Here is a 23,396-nt window from a genome sequence, read left to right on the forward strand (position 1 = left end):
GCGGGTGAACCTACCGTGACGACCTGACCGGGCGTGCCGGTCCGCGGCCGCGCACGACCGGGTCGGCACCCCGGTGGAGGGCGGTCAGGTACAGCCGGTGCGCCGTGATCACGAGCGCCAGCCACGCAAGACCGAGGGCCCACGCGGCGAGCACGTCCGTCGTCCAGTGGTGGCCCAGGAACACCCGCGAGACGCCGATCGACAGCACGAAGAGCGTGCCGACGACGATCGTCCACACCCGGGTGACCGTGCGTGACTGCCGCAGGATGAGCAGGTACACGATCGTGCCGACGACGACCGTGGCGTTGAGCGTGTGGCCGGACGGGAACGACGGCGAGTGCTCGTACGGCGGCACCGCGTCGGACAGCGGCGGTCGGGCACGGCCGATCAGGTCCTTGCCTGCGATGGTCATGAGGAGCGAGCCGCCGCTCGCCGCGACGAGCAGCACGAGCGGGGTCCAGGCGCGGCGCTGCACCGTGAAGCCGATCAGGAAGCAGACCGCGACGATCGGCATCCCGATCGTCCCGGCGATGTCGGTCCACCACGTGACCGCCTGGTCGGCGAACGGCGAGCGCAGGGTGAGCATCCAGTCGAGGACGGGGCGGTCGAGCACCGCGACGTCGTCGGACGCCCGCACGGCGTCGTACACCTCCGATGCCGCCCAGGTCGCGGTCGCGGCGATGCCGACACCGACTGCCAGCGTCAGGACGAGCAGGGGGAGGGCGCCGTAGCGACGGCCGAGTGCCGCCCAGCCCTCGGCGACCGTGTGGCCGGCCCGGGACCGCCACGTCGTGAGGTCGAGGTCGCCGACGCGCCGGTCCTCGACGACCGCCGCCTGCTCCGCACGGTCGACCCGACCAGCAGCCGAGGGGTCCTCGTCGTGGTGTCGCTCCATCGACCCACCCTGCCCGTCCCAGGCTGCGAGCGCGCACGCGCCTGCCCGGACGCAGTCCTCACCGCGGGCGAGCACCCGCCCGTACCGGCCCGGACGCAGTCCTCACGGCGGGCGAGCACCCGCACGCGCCGGCCCGGCTCAGTCCTTCGCTGCCCCGTAGTCGCGCACCGTCGACACCGTCAGGGGGAAGACCACCGGGAAGTCCCGGAAGAGCAGCCGTCCGGCGTCGACCGCCGCGGCCCGGACCTGCTCCGCCACGAACGCGGCGTGCTCGACGGGCGTGTGCACCACGATCTCGTCGTGCACGAAGAACACCAGGTGCGGCCCGGCCGTCAGCGGGCCGGGGAACCGGGTCGCGAGCCGGGTCCGGAGCGATCCCATCCACGCCAGTGCCCACTCGGCCGCGGTGCCCTGCACCACGAAGTTCCGCGTGAAGCGCCCCCAGCTGCGGGCACGCCCCTCGACCGCCCGCTGCTGCGCCGGCGTGCCGTCCACCGACCAGGCGCGGTTGCGCGCGGCGAACCAGGCCTCGTCGGGGACGGGCGACGTCCGGCCGAGCAGCGTCGTCACGGGCTCGCCGCGCTCGCCCGCCCGGGCCGCCCGGTCGACGAGCCCCAGCGCCGCCGGGAACGCCCTCGCCAGCCGCGGGACGAGCCGTCCAGCGTCCCCCTGGGTCGCGCCGTACATCGCGCCGAGCATCGCGCCCTTCGCCTGCTGCCGCGTCTCGACCGCGCCCGAGGCGACCACCCCGTCGTACAGGTCCCGCCCGTCGCCCGCGGTCGCCATCGCCCGGTCGCCGGCCATCGCCGCGAGCACCCGCGGTTCGAGCTGCGCCGCGTCCGCCACCACGAAGGCCCAGCCGTCGTCGGCGACCACCGCACTGCGGACCGTCCTCGGCAGCTGCATGGCACCGCCGCCGTCCGCCGCCCAGCGCCCGGTGACGACCCCGCCGACGACGTACTTCGGGTGGAAGCGCCCGTCCTGCACCCACTCGTCGAGCCATGCCCAGCCGTTCGCGGTGAGCAGGCGGGACAGGCGCTTGTACTCGAGCAGCGGCGCGATGACCGGGTGCTCGAGCTCCTGCAGCTCCCACTTGCGCGTCGACGTCACCATCAGGCCGACGGCCCGGAGCGACCGCAGGACGTCGGCGGGCGAGTCGGGGTTGAGTGCGGGGTCGCCGAGGTGTGCGCGGATCTCCCCCGCGAGCTCCTCGAGCCGGCGCGGCCGCACCCCGGCGGGTACCCGGGGGCCGAGTTCCTCCTCGAGCAGGCGCTCGTGCACGTCCGGACGCCAGGGCAGACCCGCGGACAGGATCTCGGCCGCGACGAGGGCTCCCGCCGACTCGGCGGTGGTGAGCAGGCGCAGTGCGCCCGGCGTCGTCGACGTGGCGACCGCGTCGAGCTGGCGGCGGAACTCGGCGACCGGATCGGCTGCGTCGTCGGCCGGTGCGACGGTGAAGAGCGCGTCGTCGAACAGGCGGGCCTGCGTCGGGCGGGTGGGGCGGGCCTCCTGGCCGGGGTCGTCCCACGTGTCGGGTGGTGCCGTCGCGAGGGCCGTCCCCCGCGCGGCGAGCGCGCCGCGCAGGATGCGACGGCACAGGCGGAGGTCGACGCAGCGGCCGACGCGTCCTCCGGCCGCCAGGACGGCCGGGTACCAGCGGGCGGTGTCGTCCCAGACCCAGCGCACGTCGGGTGCGTCGTGCGCGGCGACGAAGGCCGGGAGGCCCGGCTCGTCCAGGCGCGTCGGCTCGCCGGCCGGCTCCCCCGCGTCGGTCAGGGGCGTCGCGGTGACGCCGCCGTCGACGCGGTGGAGGACGAGGTGCACCCGACGATCATCCTCCTTCCCGCGGGACGCACCGTCGGCGGGTGCTCGCAGCGGTACCGCGGTGCGAGGTGTCGCCGGGGTCGCGTCGTGCGAGGGAGGGCTCAGTCGGCGGGGTGGGGGTCCTGCGTCGCGTCGGTCCGAGGGTCGGTGCCGTCGGCGTCCCCGGGGCGGACGGCCGCGGAGTCCGCGACGTCGATGCGCACGTCCCCGTCCTCGGCGCGGGAGACCTCGACGCGCGGGTCGGCGTCGTGCTCGTCCGACCCGGACATCCTGCGGAGGGTGTCCTGTCGGCGTTCCTCGAAGGACATGTCGACGCCGTCGCCGAGGTGGTCGTGGTCCGTGTCGCTCATGCGTCCGACCGTACCCGCGGCGGCCGGAGCGCCTCCCGGCAGTGCACGTGAGCAGCGTTCAGCGATTTGGTGCGCGAATCGGACAGACGCCATGGTGGAGTGATGGAGACGGAGCGCGCACGAGCACCACGGTGGCGACCGGTCCCCGCCGACGACGTCCCGATCCACGCGGTGGTCCGCTACCGCGATCGCGGGCGACTCGTCGCCGGGACGGCGGTGGACGTCCTCGACACCCCGGGGCGTCCCGCACTCATCGTCCGCACCGACGACGGTCAGCACCACGTCGCACCGCGCGCGATCCCGCTGGAGATGCAGGTCCACTGACCGGCCCGGGCGGTCGTGCCGGGGCCGTCGCCACGACGCAGCGCGCTGCGGCCGCTCAGCAGAGGGGGACGTTGACCGCCAGTCCGCCCATCGCGGTCTCCTTGTACTTCGTCGACATGTCCGCACCGGTCTGCCGCATCGTCTCGACGACCTGGTCGAGGGACACGTGGTGCACACCGTCCCCGCGCAGCGCCATCCGGGCCGCGTTGATCGCCTTGTTCGCCGCGATCGCGTTCCGCTCGATGCAGGGGATCTGCACGAGGCCGCCGATCGGGTCGCAGGTCAGCCCGAGGTTGTGCTCCATCGCGATCTCGGCGGCGTTCTCGACCTGTTCGGGGGTCCCACCGAGGATCTCGGCCAACCCGGCCGCCGCCATCGACGCGGCGGAGCCGACCTCGCCCTGGCAGCCGACCTCGGCGCCCGAGATCGACGCCCGCTCCTTGTAGATCGAGCCGATCGCCCCGGCCGTGAGCAGGAAGCGGACCACGGCGTCGTCGCGGTCCTCCGGGAGGACCTCGGAGACGTAGGTCAGGGCGTAGTACAGCACCGCGGGGATGATCCCGGCAGCACCGTTCGTGGGGGCGGTGACGACCCGGCCACCCGTGGCGTTCTCCTCGTTGACCGCCATCGCGGTGAGGTTCACCCACTCCATCGCGAAGAGCGGGTCGTGGTGCGGGTCGTCGCGGGTGAGCTGCTCGTGCCAGTTCGCCGCGCGACGCCGGACCGTCAGCCCGCCGGGCAGCGTGCCGGTGCGGCGGATGCTGCGGTCGACGCTCGCGCGCATGACGTCGTGCACGTGCAGGAGTCCGGCGCGGACCTCGGCACCGGTCCGTGTCGCGGTCTCGTTCGCCATCGCGATGCCGCTGACGGGCAGGCCGGTCGCGGCGCACGCGGCGAGGAGTTCGGCGCCGCTCGAGAACGGGTGCGGGACGGCGTCGTCGACGGGGATCGCGGCCTCGGCCACGGCACCCTCGGTGTCGCTCGTGATGAACCCGCCACCGATCGAGTAGTAGGTCTCCTCGGCGAGGACCGCCCCCGAGGCACCGGTCGCCCGCAGCCGCATCGCGTTCGGGTGGCGGGGCAGCATGGTGAGCGGGTGCAGCACGATGTCGGCCTGGCGGAACGGCACCGTCGCTCCGCCCGCGAGCCGCAGCACACCGGTGTGTTCGAGGTCGTCCAGGGACGCTGCCATCGCGTCCGGGTCGACCGTCTCGGGGTCGGAGCCCATCAGCCCGGCGAGCACCGCACCGAGCGTGCCGTGTCCCTGCCCGGTCGAGGCGAGCGAGCCGTACAGGTGGACGTCGAGCCCGGTCACGGGGGCGTCGGCGAGCCCGGCCGCGAAGGCCGCGCCGGCACGCATGGGCCCGACGGTGTGGGAACTCGACGGGCCGATCCCGACGCTGAACAGATCGAAGACGGAGACCGGCATCCCGCCACACTAACCCGTCCGGACGGCACTGCTGTCGGGTACCGGGAGTGGACCGCTCCATCGGCACGGGCGTGGGAGACTCGTGCCATGCCCATCCTCCACAAGGACATGCAGGTCTGCATCTCGCTCGCGGCCCGACCGAGCAACATCGGCACGCGCTTCCACAACTTCCTCTACGACGAGCTCGGGCTGGACTTCGTCTACAAGGCGTTCACCACGACCGACCTGCCCGGCGCGGTCACCGGGATCCGCGCGCTCGGCATCCGGGGCTGCTCGGTGTCGATGCCCTTCAAGGAGGCGATCATCCCCCTCGTCGACGTGGTCGAGGAGTCCGCGGCCGCCATCCGGTCGATCAACACCGTGGTGAACGACGACGGTGTGCTCACCGCCTCGAACACCGACTACGAAGCCGTCGCGTCCCTGCTCCGCACGCACGACGTCGACCCGACGGCCCGCGTGGTGCTCCGTGGCTCCGGCGGGATGGCCAAGGCGGTCACGGCGGCGTTCCGCGGTGCGGGCTTCGAGCAGCTCACCGTCGTCGCGCGCAACGCGGAGACCGGTCCTGCCCTGGCCGAGCAGTACGGCTTCGACTGGGTCGCGAGCGAGCAGGAGGCGCCCGAGGCCGACGTCCTGGTCAACGTCACCCCGCTCGGCATGCGCGGTGCGGACGAGGACGCCCTCGCCTTCGCGCAGGACCGTGTCGAGGCCGCGTCGATCGTCTTCGACGTGGTCGCGTTCCCCGCCGAGACCCCGCTGGTCCACGCCGGTCGCGCCGCGGGTGCGCGCGTGATCACCGGCGCCGAGGTCATCGCACTGCAGGCAGCCCGCCAGTTCGAGCGGTACACGGGCGTCGCCCTGACGGACGACCAGGTGCGTCGAGCGAGCGAGTTCAGTCGCGCGGAGTAGTGACCGGATGACGGTAGGGAGGCTCGTGGCGGTGCCGCCACGAGCCTCCAGACCGTCTACTGGGCGCCCGCGCGCCCCTCCGCGACCCAGCGGAGCCGCCGGATGCTCTCGTTGTTGCGGATCCAGATGCCGGGCTGCGCGATGAACCCGGGAACGAGCGATCCGGGACCCCGGACGGGGTTCTCGCGGAGCGTCACCCGGCTCCCCCGCGGGTGCGGTTCCACCTCGAGCTCGACCCGGGCCTCGCCGACCGGCCAGCCCTTCGCCTGGATGACGAGCCGCCGGGGCTCGTCGACCTCGAGCGAGATCGTCGTGTCGTTGATCAGGAACGGCCAGATGCCGAACGAGTGGTGCAGCTCCGTACCGACGGCGGGCCACCCCGGGTCCTGACCGCGCATGCGCGAGGCGCCGACCACCCAGGTCGGGTAGAGCCAGCCGTCCCGGAGCACGTCGAAGACGGCCTCCGGGCTGCAGTGCACGATGCGGACGTTCTTCGCCATGGTTCAGTCCTCCGGTGCGAGGTCGACGTGCTCGGACAGGCCGAAGGTGTGCCGCAGGGCGCTGCGGGCCGCGTGCCAGCCCGCCATGCCGTGCACACCCGGGCCGGGCGCGGACGCCTCCGAGCACAGGTACATGCCGCCGCCCATCCGCCACGGATCGGACGACAGGACGGGCCGCTTGACGAGCTGCCAGAAGCTCGCGGCCCCGGCGGCGATGTCGCCGCCGACGTAGTTCGGGTTGTACTCGCCCATCTGGACGGCCGTGCGGCTGCTCGACTGCAGGACGGTGTCGCGGAACCCGGGCGCGAAACGCTCGACCTGCCGGACGATCGCGTCGGTCGGGTCGACGTCGGAGCCCGCGGGCACGTGTGCGTACGCCCAGAAGACGTGCTTGCCGCGCGGGGCCCGGCTCGGGTCGACCACGGTCGGCTCGCTCCCGAGGACGTACGGGCGTTCGGCGTGCCGACCCTGCGCCACGGCGTGCTCGGCCTCGGCGATCTCCGCACGGGTGCCGCCGATGTGCACGGTACCGGCCTTCCGCAGCTCGGTGTTCGTCCACGGCACCGGGTCGGACAGCGCGAAGTCGACCTTCGCCGCCGCGTTGCCGAACCGGAAGCGGCGCAGCGCCCCGCGCTTCGGGGTGGGGATCTGCTTCCCGGCGATGTGCAGCATGCCCGGGACGCTCGTGTCGAAGAGGACGGCCTTCGCCGGGGTCAGGTCGGCGAGGGACCGGACCTCGCGCCCGGTCTCGATGGTGCCGCCGTGGGCGACGAGGTCGGCGGCGAGCGCGTCGACGATCGCCTGGCTGCCCCCGATCGGCACGGGCCACCCGCGGGCGTGGGCGTAGGAGCCGAGCGACAGCGCGGCCGCGGCGGTCGACAGGGACGGCATGTGCTGGATCGAGTGCGCCGCGACGCCGGAGACCATCGCCGGTGCGACCTCGTCGCGGAACCGGGCGTTCCAGGCGGCGCTGCCCTGCTCGAGGGCGCGGAGACCGAACCGCAGGACGGTGAGCGGGTGTCGCGGGACGTGCAGCAACGCGTCGGTGGCGAAGTCCGCGACCTGGTCGGCGCTGCCGGACAGGGGTGCCATCAGGTTGCGGAAGGCGCGGCCGTCGATGCCCAGGCCCTCGGCGGTGCGCTCGAGGTCGCGGTAGGCGATGCCGGCGCGGCCACGGTCCAGGGGGTGGCCGTACTGCACCTCGGGCAGCCGGAGCTCGATGCGGTCCTCCATGCGGAAGAGCCGGAAGAACTCGGACTGCAGCGCCATGGGGTGCACCGCGGAGCAGACGTCGTGGTGGAACCCGGGCAGCGTGAGCTGTGCCGTGCGGGCGCCACCGCCGATCGTGTCGTTCCGCTCGACGACCTCGACCGACAGCCCGGCCCGCGCGAGCGTCACCGCCGCCGCGAGTCCGTTCGGTCCGGCACCGACGACCACCGCATCAACCATGTGCCCGAGCCTAGGGACCCGCGCCCCCGCGGGCGGTCAGGGGCGGGCGTGGGTGAGACCTCAGCTTGCGTTCGAGAGTTCCTCGCCGAGGAAGTACCGAGAATGGGTCTCCTGCACCTGCTGCAGCGACGGACCGTTCAGGGAGACGATCTCGACGTCGGAATCCTCGCGGAGACGCTCCAGCTCCAGGCGACGCAGAAGTGCTTCACGCGAGCCGGTGACTCCCGGGAACTCGGTGACGCGACGCGAGCCGTCGCGTCGGTTGAACTCGATCACGTAGCCGGCCATCGATCACCTTCTGTCTCATCGCCGTGGCTCACCAGCCCGACCTTGATCTTCTCGAACTCCTCGAGGACGCGGACTTCGGTGGCACGGATGCTACTCCACGCCTGTGGGATGGTCACGCCGTCACGGCGTTCGAACGGTTGCTGCATCGACACGATCCCCCGCGCCCCATCATCGATCATCAGCTGCTCGCGAGCAACCTGATTGCGAGCTCGCTCCAACGCCGTGAGACCACGCTCCGACAGGCGGATCATGTCCTCGACGAAGCGACGCTCTGCCACCCCTTCAGGCTTCCCCCCGTACCGGATGTCTCGTCCGAGTACGTCGGCAGCTCGCTCGAACAGGTTCGCCCAAGCGCCTTGCACGTGGGTCCGGATCTGGACCTCGACCCGCCCTCTCTTCTCGAAGCGGAGCCAGACGTGCACTGCTCGGTACCCGCTGTGCGGCGCTGCGCGCAGATCCCGGACGCATGCAGGATCATCCGGGTCGTGGTCGAAGTGAAGGGCTACAGCCTTTGCCACAGCGTCCTGCTGGTCGAGCGTCATCTCGGCTTCGAACCGCACCCCCGCGATGTCCTGGACCGAGCCGATGTCGAGCGTCGGATGGCGCTGGAGTTTCTGTCGCAAGGTGTCGATCGTCTTCGGTCGCGAGACCAGGCTGGGTCGTGCGTCCTGCAGGAGTGGCTGCCAGTCCAGGAGTTCGATCTCTGACTGCACCCATGTCGCCAGGTCGTTGTACCAGAGCATGACTTCTTCGTAGGTCGGATCCCCCGAGTTGAGCGCAGCACCCGAGCGGATGTTCTCACCCACTCGACGGAGACTCTTCGTACCCCACGGGCGCTCATCGATGGGCGCGGCCCCCGTCTCGCCGCGGTCGGGGCGATCCGGTTCGAACGGACGGAGCGCACGCTCCGGGTGGAGCCAGCCGCTCTCCCCTTCTTGCTCGAAGGACATCACAACCCCCCAGGACGTCGATCGCCCCAGGAGTCCGGCGGTGCCGAATGGTCCTGGGGCGTTACACCTCTACCGTAGACGAACCTCGGTGGTACATCAAGTACCAGTCCTGCACTCCCGTCGTCAGGGGCGTGCGGTGTCCGCGTCGGCGGGATCCGTACCGTCCTCGGCGGCGTCGCCCTCGTCGGGCTCGTCCGCATCGGCCGGCGTCGCGACCGGGGCCTCGGCACCCGCCGGGTGCTCCGCGAGCAGCGCCGCGAAGTCCTCGTCGAGCATCTGCTGCAGACGTTCGTCGCGGCCGATCTCGTAGTCCTCGGTCGGGCGCTGCGCCCACCCGAGACGTCCGACGACGGTCGTGCCGATGTCGTCCCACGCCCGGGCACGGGCCTGCAGCACGATGCGGTCGACGAAGCCCTGGTCGTCGCGCCGCCGGTCGAGCATGGCGGCGAGCTGCTCGTAGGTGGCCTCGCGCGTGCGGAGCTTCAGGTCGTCGCCGCGCTTGTAGTCGTGCTGGTGCTGCGAGCGCCCCCGCTTGTTGCTCGACGTGGACCGGATCTCCCGCATGCGGGCGGCGTCCCCGCGCTGCTCCTCGGCCATGCGGTGCAGTTCCTCGCGGGTGGCCTCGGCGATGACGGCGTGGTCGAAGTACCCCTGGTCGCGGAGGGCGTTCGTGATGATCCGGTTCGCCACCGCGACGGTGACGGCGGCCCTGGCGATGAGGAAGCCCTCGTCGACGGCCCGCTTCAGCTCCACCTGGCTGACCGGGCGGTCGCGAACGTCGTTCCTGGGGCGTCGTCCGAACAGGGCCATGCTCCGACGATACCGGCGTGCGGCCGTCCGTCCGCAGGAGGTCCGTCCCCGGGAGGACCCGCGGTCACACCACCGGGGGACGCGCCGCGGCAGCAGGACCCCGTAGCGTCGGGTAAATGACCACCGTGCAGCACACCCCTCGGACCGGCCTCGGCACCGCGAGCCTCGTGCTCGGGGTCTGCTCGCTGCTCGCCGGGTGGACCTTCTTCGCCCCCGTCGTCGGCCTGTGCCTCGGGATCGCCTCCCGCAGTCGTGAGCCGATGGCCCGTGGCCGAGCGGGGTGGGGCATCCTCCTCAACCTCGTCGCGCTGGCGGTCTGGATCGTGGTCGGCGTGCTGCTCCTGCTCGGCGGCGCGTTCGCCGTGTGGGCGGGCGTGTCCCAGGGCCGCTGACGCAGCGTTCGTCTCGCCGGGGGCCCGGCGGAGCGCCGCCGAGGACCGTCAGGTCAACAGCCCGTACACCGCCACGTCGACCCGTCGGGGCCCGAGCGGGAGCGCGCTGCGCAGCGTCCCCTCGTGCACGAACCCGAGCCGCTCGGCCAGCGCCCGGCTCCGGACGTTGTCGACGCCGGTGCGGACCTCCACCCGGGCACTCCCCCGCTCGCGCGCGACCTCGAGCAGTGCAGAAGCGGCCCGTCGGACGATGCCGCGCCCCTCGTACCGCTCGTCGATCCAGTAGCCGAGCGACGCCTGGCCCAGGTACGGGTCGAGCGCGAGCGACACCGAGCCGACGATGCTCCCGTCCACCCGGACGACGCACGGCACCGCCCGGTCCATCGCGTACTGCCCGAGCAGCTGCTCCGTGTGCAGGACGAGCGAGTCCCGGGAGACCGGCGCCCAGGCCCACGGTTCCGCGGCCCGGAGGCGTGCGAGGTTGGCCTGCACCAGGTCGTGGACGGCGTCGACGGTGCTCAGGTCGCGCAGCGTGAGCGTGCACCCGTCGCCGAGGTCCCGTCCCGAAGCCGCCACGTGTCCGAGACTATGCACGCGGCGTGCGCGCCGTCCGGAGCCGGCCGCGCGGACACGCAGACACGCGGACACGCGGACACGCGGCCACGCGGCCACGCGGCCACGCGATGCAGCCCGTCCGGAGCTCGCGAGCAGCGACGCGACCCCGCGGACGACGGGAGGCGCGGTGCCCACCGGCACCGCGCCTCCCGTCCGACAGGTCACCCGGTTCGCCCGGACGGCCGAGTCACCCGTCAGGGCGCCGTGATGAAGCCCTTGTCCACCATCCAGTCGAAGGCGACGTCCGCCGGCTCGCGGCCCTCGACGTCGACCTGGCGGTTCAGCTCCTGCAGCGCCTCGTCCGTGAGCTCCGGCGAGATCTGGTCGTACACGTCACGGAGCTGCGGGTACTCCTCGAGCGTCTCGGAGTCGATCACGGGTGCGACGTTGTACGCCGGGAAGAACCCGCGGTCGTCCTCGAGCACGGTCAGGCCGAGCGACTTGATGCGGCCGTCGGTCGTGAAGACCTCGCCGAAGTTGCACTTGCCCCGGTCGGTCGCGGTGTAGACCGTGCCGGTGTCGAGGATGCTGACGTTCGACGTCGGCACGCCGTTCTCGCCGGACCCGCCGAGCTCCAGGCCGTACTTCTCGAGCATCGGCTTGAAGCCGTCCGCACGCGAGTTGAACTCCGACTCGACGCAGAAGGTCCGCTGGTCGACCGGCAGCTTCGTGATGTCCGACAGCGTCTTCACGTCGTCGAGCTCGGACACCGCCTCGTCGCGCACGGCGAACGCGTAGGTGTTGTTCATCGGCGCCGGTTCGAGCCAGGTCAGCCCGTTGCCGGCGTCCTCGTCCTTGACCGCCTGCCACTGCTCGGTCTTGTCGGGGATCCCCTGCTCGTGCGCCATGAACGTCAGCCAGGCGGTACCCGTGTACTCGTACGTGAAGTCCGCGCCGTGCGAGGTCATCAGCTCGCGCACCGCGACGGACCCCGGCACGTTCGTCTCGTCGGTGACGTCGAACCCGGCCGCCTTGGCGGCGAGGACGGCGATCTTGCCGAGGACGAGCTGCTCCGTGAAGTTCTTCGACGTCACGGTCAGCTTCGCGTCGTCCGGCAGGTCGTCGATCCGCTGGATCGATCCCGGCGCGGCACCCGGTACGAAGGACGCGGCCGGCTGCAGGCCGCAGCCGGTCAGGACGAGGGCGCTCGCCCCCGCGACGGCGGCGGCGGCCACCCAGCGGCGACCGGTGGACGGACGGGAGGCGCGGCGGGCGCCCGTCCCGTCGGAGCGGCGGGCGCGACGTGCGCCCTGCTCGCGGGTCGTCTCGTCGGCGTGCGTCGTGTCGTCGGGCGTCATCGGAGTCCCTTCGGTCGTGCGACCGTCTCGACCACGCGGCCGATCCAGTCGATGGTCAGGGCGAGGAGCGCCACCAGGAGCGCTCCGGAGACGAGCACCTTCGGCAGGAACAGGTTCACGCCCGTGGTGATGAGGAGCCCGAGGCCACCCGCGCCGACGAAGGTCGCCAGGCTCGCGGTGCCGACGAGCAGCACCAGGGCCGTCCGGATGCCGGAGAGCATGACCGGGACCGCCAGCGGCAGTTCGACCTTGAGCAGCACGCTGAGGGCGCTCATGCCCATGCCGCGGCCGGCCTCGACGAGCCGGTCGTCGACGCTCTGCACACCGAGCATGGTGTTCCGGAGCACCGGCAGGATCGCGTAGAGCACGAGGGCGACGACCGCCGACCAGCTGTTCAGGCCGAGCCAGGCCGCGAGCAGCACGATGAGCCCGACCGCGGGGGCCGCCTGTCCGAAGTTCGCGACGGCTATGACCGTGGTGCTCGCCCGCCGGAAGGGCCCGCGGGTGAGCAGGACCCCAAGCGGGATGCCGATCACGAGCACGAGCACGGTGGCCTGGAGCGTCAGGACGAGGTGCTGTCCGGTGAGCTCGAGGATGCCCGACGGGTTGAGGGTCGAACGCTCGGTGGCACTGAGGTCCGCGGTGTTCAGCCAGAGGACCCAGGCGGCCAGGACCACCAGGATCGCGATCGGCTGGACGAGCAGGCCCTTCCAGGGGGTGCGCTGCGCGGTGCCCGGGCCGGCTGCGGCGGGCGCGTCGGTCGCGACGGCGGTCACAGGTCCTCCCCGGACGTCGCGACCGTCGGGGCCACGGGCGAGGACGGCAGGGTCTCGATCGGGTTCGTGTTCGTACCGACCGGCGTGTACGCCTGCTCGTCCGCGGCGGCCGCACGGGACCGGGTGATGGCCTCCATGACGGTCTCGACGGTGATGACGCCGCGGAAGGCGTCACGGCGCCCGGTGACGAGCGCGGCACCGGCGCTCGAGACGAGCATGGTGTCGAGCGCGTCGTTGAGCGTCGCCCCCTCGCCCACGACGGGCAGGGCGGGGTCGATGCCCTCCGGGATGCGGTCGAGGCGCTCGAGCTGCCGCCGGGACGGCCACCCGATCGGGCGCTGACGGCGGTCGACCACGACGGCGTGCCCGTGCCGTCCGGCCTCGTCCATGCGCTGCAGGACGGCCTTCGTCTCCTCGCCCGGCGAGCAGGTCACGGCGTCGACGACGTCGACGTCCCGCACGCGGTTGAGGGTCAGCTGCTTGAGGCCGGCGCCGGAGCCGATGAAGTTCTCCACGAACTCGTTCGCCGGTTCGGCCAGGATCCGCTCCGGAGTGTCGTACTGCACGATGTGCGCACCCTCGGTGAAGATCACGATCCAGTCGCCCAGCTTCACGGCCTCGTCGAAGTCGTGGCTGACGATGACGATCGTCTTGTGCAGTTCCTCCTGGATGCGCAGGAGCTCGTCCTGCAGGCGCTGCCGGGTGATCGGGTCGACGGCGCCGAACGGCTCGTCCATCAGCAGGACGGGCGGGTCCGCGGCGAGCGCCCGGGCGACACCGACGCGCTGCTGCTGGCCGCCGGAGAGCTCGCGGGGGAAGCGGTCGCGGTAGGTGGCCGGGTCGAGCGAGACCAGGTCGAGGAGCTCGTCGACGCGGGCGGCGATCTTCTCCTTCGACCAGCCGAGCATCTTCGGGACGATCCCGATGTTCGCCGCGACGGTCATGTGCGGGAAGAGGCCGCCGGCCTGGATGACGTAGCCCATGCGTCGGCGGAGCTCGTCGGCGTCGATGCCGGTGACGTCCTCGTCCCCGACGACGATGCGGCCCTCGGTGGGTTCGATGAGCCGGTTGATCATCTTCAGCGTGGTGGTCTTGCCGCAGCCGGACGGGCCGACGAGCATGACGATCTTGCCGGCCGGGATCTCGAGCGTGATGCCGTCGACTGCGGGCTTCTGCTGGCCCGGGTACCGCTTGGTGACCTCGTCGAGCAGGATGCTGCGGCCGGTGACGTCGCCCTCGGGGGCGGTGGTGGTGGCGGAGTCAGTGCTGGACACGGATACCTCTCGGGGTGGTCAGGCGGCCGAGGCCGATGAGGAGCAGGTCGAGGACGAAGGCGAGCAGGACGACCCCGACCACCCCGACGACGACGGAGTTCAGGGCGTTGGCGCCGCCGAGGCGGGACAGGCCGGAGAAGATGAAGCCACCGAGGCCGGGGCCGAGCGCGTAGGCGGCGATCGCGGCGATGCCCATCACCATCTGCGCGGACACCCGCACGCCGCTCAGGATGATCGGCCACGCCATCGGCAGCTCGACCTGCAGCAGGGTGCGCATCCGGCTCATGCCGATCCCCCGCGCCGACTCGACGACCGTCGGCGGGATCTCGGCGAGGCCGACCACCGCGTTCCGCAGGATCGGCAGCGTGGCGAAGAACACGACCGTGACGACGGACGGCACGACGCCGAACCCGAGCGGCACGATGAGCAGACCGATCACGGCGAACGACGGCAGGGTCAGCCCGACGGCGGACACCCCGTTCGCGATCGAGGTCAGCTGCGGACTGCGGTAGACGAGTGCTGCGAGCACCACGGCGATGAGCGTGGCGAGCACGGTGCACTGGACGACCAGTGAGAAGTGCTGCCACGACGAGAACCAGATCTGGTCCCATCGCTCCACGACGTACTGGAACACGGTTGGGCGCCCCTCCCTGGTCGGCCGAACGCCCCACCGGACGGGGCACGAACTCGACCGACCGTACGCAGGGGTCGGGGTACTTGACCAACGGCAAACGTCCGATCCGTGCAGTTCCTGCAATTTCGCGCAGGAAGAAACCCCAGTTCAGCGGGCGAGGGAGCGGTGTCACCTGGGAGAACGGTAACGATGTCGAGCAGCGGTCGGCTACTGCGGGGTCCTGCCCGCAGCGGGGACGACCCGCCGCACGGGGCACGACGGGTCGTCCGGTGGGACCCGGGACGGTCCGGCTCCCCGATCAGCCCGGCAGGGGGACGCGTCGGGCGGCGACCCGCTCGGCCTCGTGCACGGCGACCCGCTCCGCGGTGAGGAGCAGCGACGCGACCTCGGCAGCGCTCCGCCCGGGTCGGTCGTTCCAGGTGGTGAGGTCGCGGACCCGGGCCATCCGGACGTCCGGCGCCGGGCACCAGACCACCGGTCGCCCCTCGTCGGCGGCCAGGGCGTGCCACACCAGGTCGAGGGCCCGCTGCACCGGCTGCGAGTGCACGACCTGCGGGCCACCCGCCGCCGAGACGACGGCCCCCACCAGGCAGGCGGCGACGAGCGGTCGGCCCTGGGCGGCGAGCGCCGCAGCACTCGACGCCTTGCGCAGGCGTCCGTGCTCGTCGAGGTAGGCGAACCAGGAGTGTTGGATCCACCCCTGCTCGACGACGCCCCGTGCGCCGGTGAGCAGCCGTTGCAGGTCGTCGAGCTCGTGCAGGTGGGCCACCAGCCGTCGGTCGCGGGCTGCCGCGCGCCGGACGGCCAGGCGGTCGAGCAGACCGCGGAGACCGGTGCGACGGACGGCGTCGGGTCGGGCGGACGGGGCGGGAGAGGCGTCGGTGTCGACGTCGTGCGGGACGCGGAACTCGAGGGTCATCAGGCCCCTCCGATCTCCAGTGCACGGACAGGTGAGGGAACGGTAACCCCTGCGGGCTCAGCCGTCCAGCACCGCGTCGATCGCCCGGGCCGCGACCGTCCGGAAGGCGTCGTCGTCCGTCACGGCGAGCGCCGACGCGATCGACACGGCCCACCCGCGCGCCCGGGTCCAGGTGGCGGGGTCCGCGTCGACGAGCGACGCGAACGTCCGCCCGCCGGCGTCGTCGAGCGTCAACCACCGGGTGGCGAGGTCGACCGCCGGGTCGCCCGCGGTCAGGTCACCGAAGTCGACCACGGCCGACAGGCGTCGGTCACCGAGCGGCGTCGGCTCGACGAGCAGGTTGAACGGGTGCAGGTCACCGTGCACCCAGACGGGAGGCCCGACGTGCGTCGGCGCACCGGCAGCGGTCCGCCAGAGCGTGGCCAGCTCCACGGCGCGGGGCACGTCGTCCGTCGCCAGTCGCGTCGTCACGGCCTCGCTCCGCGTCGCGAGGGGGACGGCGCGGACCGGGTTCGCGGGGGCGTCCGCCGGTGCCGGCACGTGCAGGCGGGTCACGACGGCGGCGAGGTCCCGTGCCACCCGGACGCCCTGGGCCTGCTCACCCGCCGGTCGCCCGGGCAACCACGGCACGATGCTCCACGCCCAGGGGTAGCCGAGCGCGGGACGGCCGGTGCGGACGGGCTCCGGGACGGGTGCGGCGTCCCCCACCAGCGCAGCGATCGTCGGCAGCCACCGCTGCTCGTGCTCGACGAGGGTGGCGGCCGCGGCGCGGCGGGGCAGCCGCACGGCGAGGGCGTCACCGGCACGGACCACGACGTTGTCCCACCCGCTCGCCACGACCCGCAGGGGCAGGTCGGCGAGGTCCGGGTGCTGGTCACGGAGCAGTGCGACGACCAGCTCGACGTCGACGTGGAACTCGGCCGCCGGGGTGCCCATCGGGCCAGGGTACGACGTCGTCGTCATCCCCGCGAAGTGGGGCTGCTGCGGAAACGTACTCCTTGGTATCCTCCAAGAGAAGCGACGTGGGTGTCCCTGGGGGGACCCGCGTCGCTCAGACCTCCCCGGGGCACTCCGGCCGGATGATCGCCACGAGTCGAGGCACCTCGGCCCGGGTCCGTTCGGTCGCCATCGCCGACAGCAGCATCGTCCAGAGCTCCTGCAGCCGGTCGTACAGGTCCGCCCGGTCGTGCAGCATGTCCGACACCATCTGCACACCGGCGACGGCGGGGCTCACGACGTGCCCGACGAGCTCCGGGTCCCACGACGGGTCGACCTCGCCGACCTCGATCGCCCGGCGGATGATGTCGGCCGTGTGGTCCACCCAGCGGCCGAACGGGTGCTCGCGCGGGATCTCCCGGGCGTTCGGGTCCGCGGCGAGCCGGAGCCCGGCACGCACCACGACCTCCCGCGTCATCTGCGTCGCCACGCCCTGCGACATCCACATCAGGGACTCCAGCGGCGATGCCGAACGCGTGGCGGCGACCTCCGCGTAGTGCCGGGAGATCTCGTCCTGCCGGACGATCACCGCGCTGGCGATGTCGGCCTTCGACCGGAAGTGGAAGTACAGCGCCCCCTTGGTCATGCCGGCACGCTCGGCGACGCCGTCCATCGACGCCCCGAGGTAGCCGCGCTCGTCGAACTCGGCCGCCGCGGCCTCGATGAGGGCCGCGCGCGTCGCCACCGCCCGCTCCTGCCTGATCCGGCCGTCCTGCGCCATGTGCTCGATGGTAGCCAGCCGGCCCCGCCCGGAGGAGGCCCTCAGGGGACCCCCCGAGCGCTGCCGTACCGTGACCGGCATGGACGGATGGCGGGACCCGCGGCGCTGGGTACGGGTGGGACGGTGGCTGCTGCTGCCGATCGCCGTGCTCGACTGGGTGGCCCTCACCCCGCAACCGGTCGTCGTCATCGCCTTCCTGCTCGCCGTGGCCGGCATGGCCGGCATGGCCGCAGCCCTCGTCGTGCGGATGCTGCACCGGTCCCGTGGCGCGATGGCGGGCCTCGGCGTGGTGCTGCTCCTCGGGGGACTCGTGGTCCTCGGGCTCGACCCCTTCCCCGGCACGGTGCCGTTCCTCGACCCGTGGTGGCCGGACGCGATCACGCAGCCGCAGGTCGTCGGCAGCGCCTACTGGAAGACCGCCGGCCTCGGGGTCGAGCTCGCCGGCTTCGCGCTCCTGGCCACGCTGCTCGTCGCGGCCGCCACCGGACGACCGGCGCCCCGCGGCCGCTGACGCCGCAGCACGTCCACCCGGAGGGGCACCCGCCCCCGGCTCCGCGCGGTCAGGTGCGGGCGAGCACCACGACGGCGACGTCCGCGCCGTCGCCACCGACGGGGACGAGCGACCGGACGTGCGCGACGAGGTCCTCGGGGTGGGCCACCGCCAGCGCTCCGAGCCCCTGCACGTCCCCGACGCCGTCGAGCGCCAGCGCGCCGTCGGTCGCCAGCACCACGCGGTCCCCCGGCCCGAGGTCCAGCGCGCCGACCGTGCGCGGCACGGTGTCCGGCTGCAGGCCGATCGGCAGGTCCGACGACCGCAGCGCGGCCACCGTCCCGTCGGCCCGCACGAGCAGCGCCGGACCGTGCCCGGCGTCGACCCACTCGGTGTGACCCGTCGTCGGGTCGAGGCGCACGTGCAGGAGCGACCCGACGGCACCGCCGGCCGACAGGTCGGGGGCGAGCTGCGCCTCCAGGCCGGCGAGCGCGTCGTGCAGCGGCAGATCCGTGCGGGCGACGACGGCGGCACGGACCGACGCCGCGAGGAGCGCCGAGGCCCGACCGCCCGCGGTGACCGTGCCGATCGTGGCCTGGACGGACCCGTCCGCGGCGGTGCGCCAGTCGACCAGGTCGCCCCCGTCCTCGTCCGGCTCGAGGAACCCGTCGACCGCGGCTCCCCCGGTCGTGACCGGGTCGGGCACGAGCCCGGTGAGGACACGTCGTACCCGGCCCCGCTCGATCGAGTGGCCGAGCTCGCGCTCCGCCCACCGGGCGAGGTCCCCGAGGAGCGCGAGGTCCTCGTCGGAGAACACCCGCGGCTGCGCGTCCATCACGCACAGCGTCCCGACCCGCGTGCCGTCGGACATCGTCAGCGGTGCGCCGGCGTAGAACCGGACCCCGTACTCGGTCACGGCGGGGGTGTCGGCGAAGCGGAGGTCGAGGAGCGTGTCCGGGACGACCATCGGCTCGGGGGTGAGCACCGTCGTCGCGCAGAACTGCCCGGTCGCCGGCACGCTCGTGCCCTGCTGGAACCCGAACGTCGACTGCGTGGTGACGAGGTCGTGGTGGACGAGGTTGAGGAAGGTCAGCGGGACGCCGAACGCCTCGTGCGTCATGCGGGTGATGCGGTCGAAGCGCTCCTCGGGCCCTGATCCGAGTACCTCGAGCGCCTCGATCACCGCAGTGCGGCGGGCCGCACCGTCGAGATGGTTGGTCACCCCTCCTGTGTACCCGCACCACCGGCGAGGAACCAGTCCCGCGGGTGGGGGTCAGCCGTCAGCTCGCGTCGCTCGGACACCGGGGCCGCCCAGGCCGCCGCGTTCGCGAGCACCCGCTGGATGTCCGGGTGGTGGTAGACGGGGTACTCCTGGTCGCCCGGCGAGAAGTAGAAGACCCGGCCGAGTCCCCGGCGGTAGGCGACACCGGAGCGGAAGACCTCGCCGCCGGCGAAGGTCGACAGGAAGACCTCCTCGTCGGGGCGCGGGATGTCGAAGTACTCGCCGTACATCTCCTGGCGGTCGATGACGATCGGGTGCGGGACGCCGGCGGCGATCGGGTGCTCGGGTGCGATCGTCCAGACGAGCTCACGCTCACCGTCGTTCCGCCACTTCAGCGAGCACGTCGTGCCCATCAGGCGGGTGAACGGCTTCGAGTAGTGCCCCGAGTGCAGGACGACCAGGCCCATCCCGGCGTGCACGGCCTCGACCACGCGGGTGACGACCTCGTCCGACACGTCCTGGTGCGCGACGTGTCCCCACCAGAACAGCACGTCCGTCTCCGCCAGGCGCTCGGCGGTCAGACCGTGCTCGGGCTCCTGCAGCGTGGCGGTGCCCACCGATGCCTCGGGGTGGTGCTCCCGGAGCGCGGCGGCGATCACGGTGTGCATGCCGTCGGGGTAGTGCCCGAGCACGGTCGCGTCACCGCGGCTCTCGTGCACGTTCTCGTTCCAGACGACGATGTTCAGGGGACGGCTCTCGGTCGGCGCTGACATGCCCCCGACGCTACCCGCTCCCCTGGTCGAATCGATACGACCGGCGGTGTGTCGGGGGTGTCGGGGGTTCTCCCGGACGGGTGCGCGACCATGTCGGCATGACCCCTCGCTCCCTGTTCCGTGCCGCCGCGGTGGCCGAACTCGTGACCTGGACACTGCTGATCGCCGGGATGGTGCTGAAGTACGGGCTGGACGCCGGCGACCTGGGCGTGCGCATCGGCGGGAGCATCCACGGGTTCGTGTTCCTGGCGTACCTCGTGGTGACGACGGTCGTCGCGGTGAACCAGCGCTGGTCGGTCGGGGCGCTCGTGCTCGGGTGGGCGAGCGCCGTCGTGCCGTACGCGACCGTGCCGTTCGAGGTCGCGGTCGCCCGGCGCGGCATGCTCGAGGGCCCCTGGCGACGGACCGCCGACGAGCGGTCCGGGGTCTGGGACCGCCTGCTCTTCTTCGTGGTGCGTCGGCCCGGGGTGTCGGTGGCGATCGGGGTCGTGGCGGTCGCGCTGGTGTTCTCGGCGCTGCTGGTCGTCGGTCCCCCGGTCCCCAAGGGCTGACGCGGCGCCGCCCTCGGCCGACCCGGTTGCACGACTTGCCGCCCGCGATCGTCCCGGTCGCACGACTTGCCGCTCACGTCCGGCGGCGACGGCATGTCCTGCGACCAAGACAGGGTCTGTGCGCGACCGCGTGACGGACGGGAGGCGCGGTGCCAGCCGGCACCGCGCCTCCCGTCCGTCGTCGGTGCGCGCCTAGAGCGCGGCCAGCGCCTCGTTGAGGGTGGCCGACGGACGCATCACGGCGTTCGTCTTCGCCGCGTCCGGGCGGTAGTAGCCGCCGATGTCGGCCGGCTTGCCCTGGACCGCCACCAGCTCGTCGACGATCGTCTGCTCGTGCTCGTCGAGCTGCGCCGCCAGGCCCTGGAACGCCGCTGCGAGCTCGGTGTCCTCGGTCTGCCGGGCGAGCTCGTCGGCCCAGTACTTCGCCAGGTAGAAGTGGCTGCCGCGGTTGTCGATCGACCCGAGCTTGCGGCCGGGCGACTTGTCCTCGTCGAGGAACGTCCCCGTGGCACGGTCGAGCGTGTCCGCCAGCACCTTCGCCCGTGCGTTGCCCGTCACACCCGCGAGGTGCTCGAGCGACACCGCGAGCGCGAGGAACTCACCCAGGGAGTCCCAGCGCAGGTAGTCCTGCTCGACCAGCTGCTGCACGTGCTTCGGGGCCGAGCCGCCGGCACCGGTCTCGAACAGCCCGCCGCCGCCCAGGAGCGGGACGACGGAGAGCATCTTCGCCGAGGTGCCGAGCTCCATGATCGGGAACAGGTCGGTGAGGTAGTCGCGGAGCACGTTGCCCGTGACCGAGATGGTGTCCTCGCCGCGACGGATGCGCTCGAGCGAGAAGCGCATGGCGTCCTCGGGCGCCATGACCTCGATCTGCAGCCCGTCGGTGTCGTGCTCGCCGAGGTACTGCCGGACCAGCCCGATCAGGTTCGCGTCGTGCGCGCGCGTCTCGTCCAGCCAGAACACGGCGGGCGACCCGGTGGCACGGGCGCGCGTGACGGCGAGCTTCACCCAGTCGCGGATCGCCACGTCCTTCGTCTGGCAGGCACGCCAGATGTCGCCCTGCTCGACCTCGTGCTCGATGACCGTCTCACCGGAGCTCGTGACGACGCGGACCTTCCCGTCATCGGGGAGCTCGAAGGTCTTGTCGTGCGAGCCGTACTCCTCGGCCTTCTGCGCCATGAGCCCGACGTTCGGCACGGAGCCCATGGTCGACGGGTCGAAGGCGCCGTTCGCGCGGCAGTCCTCGATGACGGCCTGGTAGATGCCGGCGTAGCTCGAGTCGGGGATGACCGCGAGGGTGTCGTGCTCCTCGCCGTCCGGGCCCCACATGTGGCCGGAGGTGCGGATCATCGCGGGCATCGAGGCGTCGACGATGACGTCGCTCGGCACGTGCAGGTTGGTGATGCCCTTGTCCGAGTCGACCATCGCGAGCTCGGGGCCGGCGTCGATCCCGTCGGCGAACGCCTGCGTGATCTCCGCGCCGTTCGGCACGCTGTCGAGCCCGGCGAGGATCGAGCCGAGGCCGTCGTTCGGGTTGAGCCCGGCGGCGGCGAGGTCGGCCCCGAAGCGCTCGAACACGGTCGGGAAGAACGCCCGGATGACGTGGCCGAAGATGATCGGGTCCGAGACCTTCATCATCGTGGCCTTGAGGTGCACCGAGAACAGGACGCCCTGGTCCTGCGCGGCACGGATCTGGTCCTGCAGGAACGCCTCGAGCGCGCGGACGTGCAGGACGGTGCCGTCGACGACCTCGCCCGCGAGGACGGGGATCGACTGCTTGAGCACGGTGGTGTCGCCGTCGGCGGCCACGAACTCGATCGTCAGTGTGTCGTCGGCGGGGGCGATCCACGACTGCTCGTTCGAGCGGAAGTCGTCCTTGCCCATCGTCACGACGTTGGTCCGCGACTCGTGGCTCCAGGCGCCCATGCGGTGCGGGTGCTTGCGGGCGTAGTTCTTCACCGACAGCGGCGCGCGGCGGTCGGAGTTGCCCTCGCGCAGGACCGGGTTGACGGCGCTGCCCTTGACGCGGTCGTAGCGGGCCCGGACGTCGCGCTCCTCGTCGGTGGTGGGCTCGTCAGGGTAGGCGGGCAGGTCGTAGCCCTGCGCCTGGAGCTCCTTGACCGCCGCCTTGAGCTGCGGGATCGACGCCGAGATGTTCGGCAGCTTGATGATGTTCGCCTCCGGCGTCCCCGCGAGCTCACCGAGCTCGGCCAGGGCGTCGTCCAGGCGCTGCTCGTCGGTGAGCCGCTCCGGGAACTGGGCGATGATCCGACCGGAGAGCGAGATGTCGCGGGTCTCGACGTCGACCCCCGCGGTGCGCGCGAACGCCTCGACGACCGGCAGGAACGAGTGGGTGGCGAGGAACGGTGCCTCGTCCGTGAGCGTGTAGATGATCTTGGCCATGCTGGCGGGTACTCCCTTGTTCGACCGTGCCGGACCTCGGTCCGTCCACGGTACTCGCGGCGCGGTTTCTCTCGACGTCAAGATACCCGGTCGGGCCCTGCCGTGGGGTCGGGTCAGATCGTGATCCGGAACACCCGGACCCCGGCGGCCCGCAGTCCGGCGGTCCCGAGGCGGGTCCGCATGCTCCGGAAGGGGCGCTTGAAGCCCGAGCGGGCCGAGGCCACGCCGATCTGGTGGAGCACCTCGGACGTCAGCGTCCGCTCGACCTTCGGGGCGAGCCGGGTCACCCCCGAGACCGTGATGACGATGCGCACGGCGTTCGGCGCGAGCAGCGGCGCGATGAGCTCCGCGGCCTCCTGTGCCCGGTGGAACGCGGGGTCGTCGCCCGGTCGGCGGATCGCGATCACCGCGAGGTCGGCGTCGGCGTGCTCGTGGGGATCGGGGAGGTCGTCCACCCCGACGACGCGCATCCTGGCGGCGTCGACGCCCGCACGGACGGCCGACGCCCGGAGGACGGGGAGCAGTTCCTGGGTGCCGGCGAGCACGACCTCGGCGGTCGCGAGGTCGATGGGTTCGTGGCGTTCCCGCGGCGTTCGGGCCATGGCGC

General features: G+C 72.5%; 26 protein-coding genes. 5 read left to right on the forward strand and 21 right to left on the reverse strand.

All coding sequences use genetic code 11. The features are described from left to right. Positions 1–10 precede the first annotated feature (10 nt). From ACH0A8_RS13160 to ACH0A8_RS13170, 3 genes are all read right to left on the reverse strand, one after another. Complete coding sequence (locus tag ACH0A8_RS13160; RefSeq protein WP_400340101.1) at positions 11–895, reverse strand: phosphatase PAP2 family protein; 885 nt, start codon at positions 893–895, stop codon at positions 11–13. Positions 896–1,033: 138 nt separating this feature from the next. Beyond that, positions 1,034–2,719 (reverse strand): bifunctional 3'-5' exonuclease/DNA polymerase, encoded by a 1,686-nt coding sequence (locus tag ACH0A8_RS13165; protein WP_066657263.1) that lies wholly within the window; start codon positions 2,717–2,719, stop codon positions 1,034–1,036. Positions 2,720–2,820: 101 nt separating this feature from the next. After that, positions 2,821–3,069, reverse strand: a complete 249-nt coding sequence (locus tag ACH0A8_RS13170; protein ID WP_245172042.1) for a hypothetical protein — start codon at positions 3,067–3,069, stop codon at positions 2,821–2,823. Positions 3,070–3,171: 102 nt separating this feature from the next. Between ACH0A8_RS13170 and ACH0A8_RS13175 the strand changes: the two genes are divergently transcribed. Beyond that, complete coding sequence (locus tag ACH0A8_RS13175; RefSeq protein ID WP_066657269.1) at positions 3,172–3,393, forward strand: hypothetical protein; 222 nt, start codon at positions 3,172–3,174, stop codon at positions 3,391–3,393. 55 nt (positions 3,394–3,448) lie between these two features. Here ACH0A8_RS13175 and ACH0A8_RS13180 read toward each other — a convergent pair whose 3' ends face one another. After that, the gene (locus ACH0A8_RS13180) at positions 3,449–4,822 is read right to left on the reverse strand and encodes an L-serine ammonia-lyase (protein WP_406907345.1); all 1,374 of its coding nucleotides are present in this window, start codon (positions 4,820–4,822) and stop codon (positions 3,449–3,451) included. Between the two features lie 87 nt (positions 4,823–4,909). Here ACH0A8_RS13180 and ACH0A8_RS13185 point away from each other — a divergent pair, with 87 nt between their 5' ends. After that, positions 4,910–5,728: a shikimate 5-dehydrogenase gene (locus tag ACH0A8_RS13185; protein WP_406907346.1), complete on the forward strand. Its 819-nt coding sequence runs from the start codon at positions 4,910–4,912 to the stop codon at positions 5,726–5,728. 56 nt (positions 5,729–5,784) lie between these two features. On the opposite strand, the gene ACH0A8_RS13190 is transcribed toward ACH0A8_RS13185, so the two are convergent. From ACH0A8_RS13190 to ACH0A8_RS13210, 5 genes are all read right to left on the reverse strand, one after another. Beyond that, complete coding sequence (locus ACH0A8_RS13190) at positions 5,785–6,228, reverse strand: SRPBCC family protein (RefSeq protein WP_406907347.1); 444 nt, start codon at positions 6,226–6,228, stop codon at positions 5,785–5,787. A gap of 3 nt (positions 6,229–6,231) precedes the next feature. Then, positions 6,232–7,677: an NAD(P)/FAD-dependent oxidoreductase gene (locus ACH0A8_RS13195; protein WP_066657289.1), complete on the reverse strand. Its 1,446-nt coding sequence runs from the start codon at positions 7,675–7,677 to the stop codon at positions 6,232–6,234. 60 nt (positions 7,678–7,737) lie between these two features. Beyond that, positions 7,738–7,965: a hypothetical protein gene (locus ACH0A8_RS13200; RefSeq protein ID WP_311205609.1), complete on the reverse strand. Its 228-nt coding sequence runs from the start codon at positions 7,963–7,965 to the stop codon at positions 7,738–7,740. After that, positions 7,950–8,771 carry a hypothetical protein gene (locus ACH0A8_RS13205; RefSeq protein ID WP_406907348.1) on the reverse strand — a complete coding sequence of 274 codons (822 nt, stop codon included), beginning with the start codon at positions 8,769–8,771 and terminating at the stop codon, positions 7,950–7,952. The genes ACH0A8_RS13200 and ACH0A8_RS13205 overlap by 16 nt, the downstream gene beginning before the upstream one ends. 267 nt (positions 8,772–9,038) lie before the next feature. Then, positions 9,039–9,725: a hypothetical protein gene (locus ACH0A8_RS13210; RefSeq protein WP_066657291.1), complete on the reverse strand. Its 687-nt coding sequence runs from the start codon at positions 9,723–9,725 to the stop codon at positions 9,039–9,041. 116 nt (positions 9,726–9,841) lie between these two features. Between ACH0A8_RS13210 and ACH0A8_RS13215 the strand changes: the two genes are divergently transcribed. Further along, positions 9,842–10,117, forward strand: coding sequence for a hypothetical protein (locus tag ACH0A8_RS13215; protein WP_209684843.1), 276 nt, complete (start codon positions 9,842–9,844; stop codon positions 10,115–10,117). A gap of 48 nt (positions 10,118–10,165) precedes the next feature. On the opposite strand, the gene ACH0A8_RS13220 is transcribed toward ACH0A8_RS13215, so the two are convergent. From ACH0A8_RS13220 to ACH0A8_RS13255, 8 genes are all read right to left on the reverse strand, one after another. Further along, the gene (locus ACH0A8_RS13220; RefSeq protein WP_251155592.1) at positions 10,166–10,693 is read right to left on the reverse strand and encodes a GNAT family N-acetyltransferase; all 528 of its coding nucleotides are present in this window, start codon (positions 10,691–10,693) and stop codon (positions 10,166–10,168) included. Positions 10,694–10,926: 233 nt separating this feature from the next. Continuing rightward, positions 10,927–12,030 carry a glycine betaine ABC transporter substrate-binding protein gene (locus ACH0A8_RS13225; RefSeq protein ID WP_400340120.1) on the reverse strand — a complete coding sequence of 368 codons (1,104 nt, stop codon included), beginning with the start codon at positions 12,028–12,030 and terminating at the stop codon, positions 10,927–10,929. Next, positions 12,027–12,806, reverse strand: a complete 780-nt coding sequence (locus tag ACH0A8_RS13230) for an ABC transporter permease (protein WP_406907349.1) — start codon at positions 12,804–12,806, stop codon at positions 12,027–12,029. The genes ACH0A8_RS13225 and ACH0A8_RS13230 overlap by 4 nt, the downstream gene beginning before the upstream one ends. Next, entirely contained in the window at positions 12,803–14,080 is a 1,278-nt protein-coding gene (locus ACH0A8_RS13235; RefSeq protein WP_406907350.1) for an ATP-binding cassette domain-containing protein, read from the reverse strand. Before ACH0A8_RS13235 ends, ACH0A8_RS13230 begins: the two co-directional genes overlap by 4 nt. Next, positions 14,067–14,714 (reverse strand): ABC transporter permease, encoded by a 648-nt coding sequence (locus ACH0A8_RS13240; protein WP_251155594.1) that lies wholly within the window; start codon positions 14,712–14,714, stop codon positions 14,067–14,069. The genes ACH0A8_RS13235 and ACH0A8_RS13240 overlap by 14 nt, the downstream gene beginning before the upstream one ends. Before the next feature lie 298 nt (positions 14,715–15,012). Continuing rightward, positions 15,013–15,633, reverse strand: a complete 621-nt coding sequence (locus ACH0A8_RS13245) for a hypothetical protein (protein ID WP_406907351.1) — start codon at positions 15,631–15,633, stop codon at positions 15,013–15,015. 57 nt (positions 15,634–15,690) lie between these two features. Continuing rightward, positions 15,691–16,569: an aminoglycoside phosphotransferase family protein gene (locus ACH0A8_RS13250; protein WP_245172041.1), complete on the reverse strand. Its 879-nt coding sequence runs from the start codon at positions 16,567–16,569 to the stop codon at positions 15,691–15,693. A 115-nt stretch (positions 16,570–16,684) separates the two neighbouring features. Continuing rightward, positions 16,685–17,350, reverse strand: coding sequence for a ScbR family autoregulator-binding transcription factor (locus tag ACH0A8_RS13255; RefSeq protein WP_406907352.1), 666 nt, complete (start codon positions 17,348–17,350; stop codon positions 16,685–16,687). 79 nt (positions 17,351–17,429) lie between these two features. Here ACH0A8_RS13255 and ACH0A8_RS13260 point away from each other — a divergent pair, with 79 nt between their 5' ends. Further along, positions 17,430–17,861: a hypothetical protein gene (locus tag ACH0A8_RS13260; RefSeq protein WP_271826586.1), complete on the forward strand. Its 432-nt coding sequence runs from the start codon at positions 17,430–17,432 to the stop codon at positions 17,859–17,861. A 49-nt stretch (positions 17,862–17,910) separates the two neighbouring features. Here ACH0A8_RS13260 and ACH0A8_RS13265 read toward each other — a convergent pair whose 3' ends face one another. Together ACH0A8_RS13265 and ACH0A8_RS13270 are read right to left on the reverse strand one after the other, a co-directional pair. Continuing rightward, positions 17,911–19,062: a SpoIIE family protein phosphatase gene (locus tag ACH0A8_RS13265; protein ID WP_311205616.1), complete on the reverse strand. Its 1,152-nt coding sequence runs from the start codon at positions 19,060–19,062 to the stop codon at positions 17,911–17,913. Next, complete coding sequence (locus ACH0A8_RS13270; RefSeq protein ID WP_200884121.1) at positions 19,059–19,835, reverse strand: ThuA domain-containing protein; 777 nt, start codon at positions 19,833–19,835, stop codon at positions 19,059–19,061. The genes ACH0A8_RS13265 and ACH0A8_RS13270 overlap by 4 nt, the downstream gene beginning before the upstream one ends. Before the next feature lie 98 nt (positions 19,836–19,933). Between ACH0A8_RS13270 and ACH0A8_RS13275 the strand changes: the two genes are divergently transcribed. Continuing rightward, entirely contained in the window at positions 19,934–20,386 is a 453-nt protein-coding gene (locus tag ACH0A8_RS13275; protein WP_209684836.1) for a DUF3817 domain-containing protein, read from the forward strand. Between the two features lie 192 nt (positions 20,387–20,578). On the opposite strand, the gene ACH0A8_RS13280 is transcribed toward ACH0A8_RS13275, so the two are convergent. Both ACH0A8_RS13280 and ACH0A8_RS13285 read right to left on the reverse strand, forming a co-directional pair. Next, entirely contained in the window at positions 20,579–22,789 is a 2,211-nt protein-coding gene (locus ACH0A8_RS13280; protein WP_066657338.1) for an NADP-dependent isocitrate dehydrogenase, read from the reverse strand. 113 nt (positions 22,790–22,902) lie between these two features. After that, a complete protein-coding gene (locus ACH0A8_RS13285; protein WP_066657341.1) occupies positions 22,903–23,391 on the reverse strand; it encodes a hypothetical protein in 489 nt (162 codons plus the stop codon). Positions 23,392–23,396: the final 5 nt, after the last annotated feature.

Source organism: Curtobacterium sp. 179-B 9B NHS, from assembly GCF_045370965.1.
In the GTDB taxonomy this organism is placed as follows: Bacteria; Actinomycetota; Actinomycetes; order Actinomycetales; family Microbacteriaceae; genus Curtobacterium.

Coding starts and splice junctions, on each gene's coding strand:
- ACH0A8_RS13170 (WP_245172042.1), bottom strand. CDS start 3,069: ATGAGCGACACGGACCACGACCACCTCGGCGACGGCGTCGACATGTCC.
- ACH0A8_RS13255 (WP_406907352.1), bottom strand. CDS start 17,350: ATGGCGCAGGACGGCCGGATCAGGCAGGAGCGGGCGGTGGCGACGCGC.
- ACH0A8_RS13280 (WP_066657338.1), bottom strand. CDS start 22,789: ATGGCCAAGATCATCTACACGCTCACGGACGAGGCACCGTTCCTCGCC.
- ACH0A8_RS13270 (WP_200884121.1), bottom strand. CDS start 19,835: ATGTCAGCGCCGACCGAGAGCCGTCCCCTGAACATCGTCGTCTGGAAC.
- ACH0A8_RS13210 (WP_066657291.1), bottom strand. CDS start 9,725: ATGGCCCTGTTCGGACGACGCCCCAGGAACGACGTTCGCGACCGCCCG.
- ACH0A8_RS13275 (WP_209684836.1), top strand. CDS start 19,934: ATGACCCCTCGCTCCCTGTTCCGTGCCGCCGCGGTGGCCGAACTCGTG.
- ACH0A8_RS13200 (WP_311205609.1), bottom strand. CDS start 7,965: ATGGCCGGCTACGTGATCGAGTTCAACCGACGCGACGGCTCGCGTCGC.
- ACH0A8_RS13180 (WP_406907345.1), bottom strand. CDS start 4,822: ATGCCGGTCTCCGTCTTCGATCTGTTCAGCGTCGGGATCGGCCCGTCG.
- ACH0A8_RS13285 (WP_066657341.1), bottom strand. CDS start 23,391: ATGGCCCGAACGCCGCGGGAACGCCACGAACCCATCGACCTCGCGACC.
- ACH0A8_RS13175 (WP_066657269.1), top strand. CDS start 3,172: ATGGAGACGGAGCGCGCACGAGCACCACGGTGGCGACCGGTCCCCGCC.
- ACH0A8_RS13195 (WP_066657289.1), bottom strand. CDS start 7,677: ATGGTTGATGCGGTGGTCGTCGGTGCCGGACCGAACGGACTCGCGGCG.
- ACH0A8_RS13250 (WP_245172041.1), bottom strand. CDS start 16,569: ATGGGCACCCCGGCGGCCGAGTTCCACGTCGACGTCGAGCTGGTCGTC.
- ACH0A8_RS13260 (WP_271826586.1), top strand. CDS start 17,430: ATGGACGGATGGCGGGACCCGCGGCGCTGGGTACGGGTGGGACGGTGG.
- ACH0A8_RS13160 (WP_400340101.1), bottom strand. CDS start 895: ATGGAGCGACACCACGACGAGGACCCCTCGGCTGCTGGTCGGGTCGAC.
- ACH0A8_RS13245 (WP_406907351.1), bottom strand. CDS start 15,633: ATGACCCTCGAGTTCCGCGTCCCGCACGACGTCGACACCGACGCCTCT.
- ACH0A8_RS13225 (WP_400340120.1), bottom strand. CDS start 12,030: ATGACGCCCGACGACACGACGCACGCCGACGAGACGACCCGCGAGCAG.
- ACH0A8_RS13190 (WP_406907347.1), bottom strand. CDS start 6,228: ATGGCGAAGAACGTCCGCATCGTGCACTGCAGCCCGGAGGCCGTCTTC.
- ACH0A8_RS13185 (WP_406907346.1), top strand. CDS start 4,910: ATGCCCATCCTCCACAAGGACATGCAGGTCTGCATCTCGCTCGCGGCC.
- ACH0A8_RS13215 (WP_209684843.1), top strand. CDS start 9,842: ATGACCACCGTGCAGCACACCCCTCGGACCGGCCTCGGCACCGCGAGC.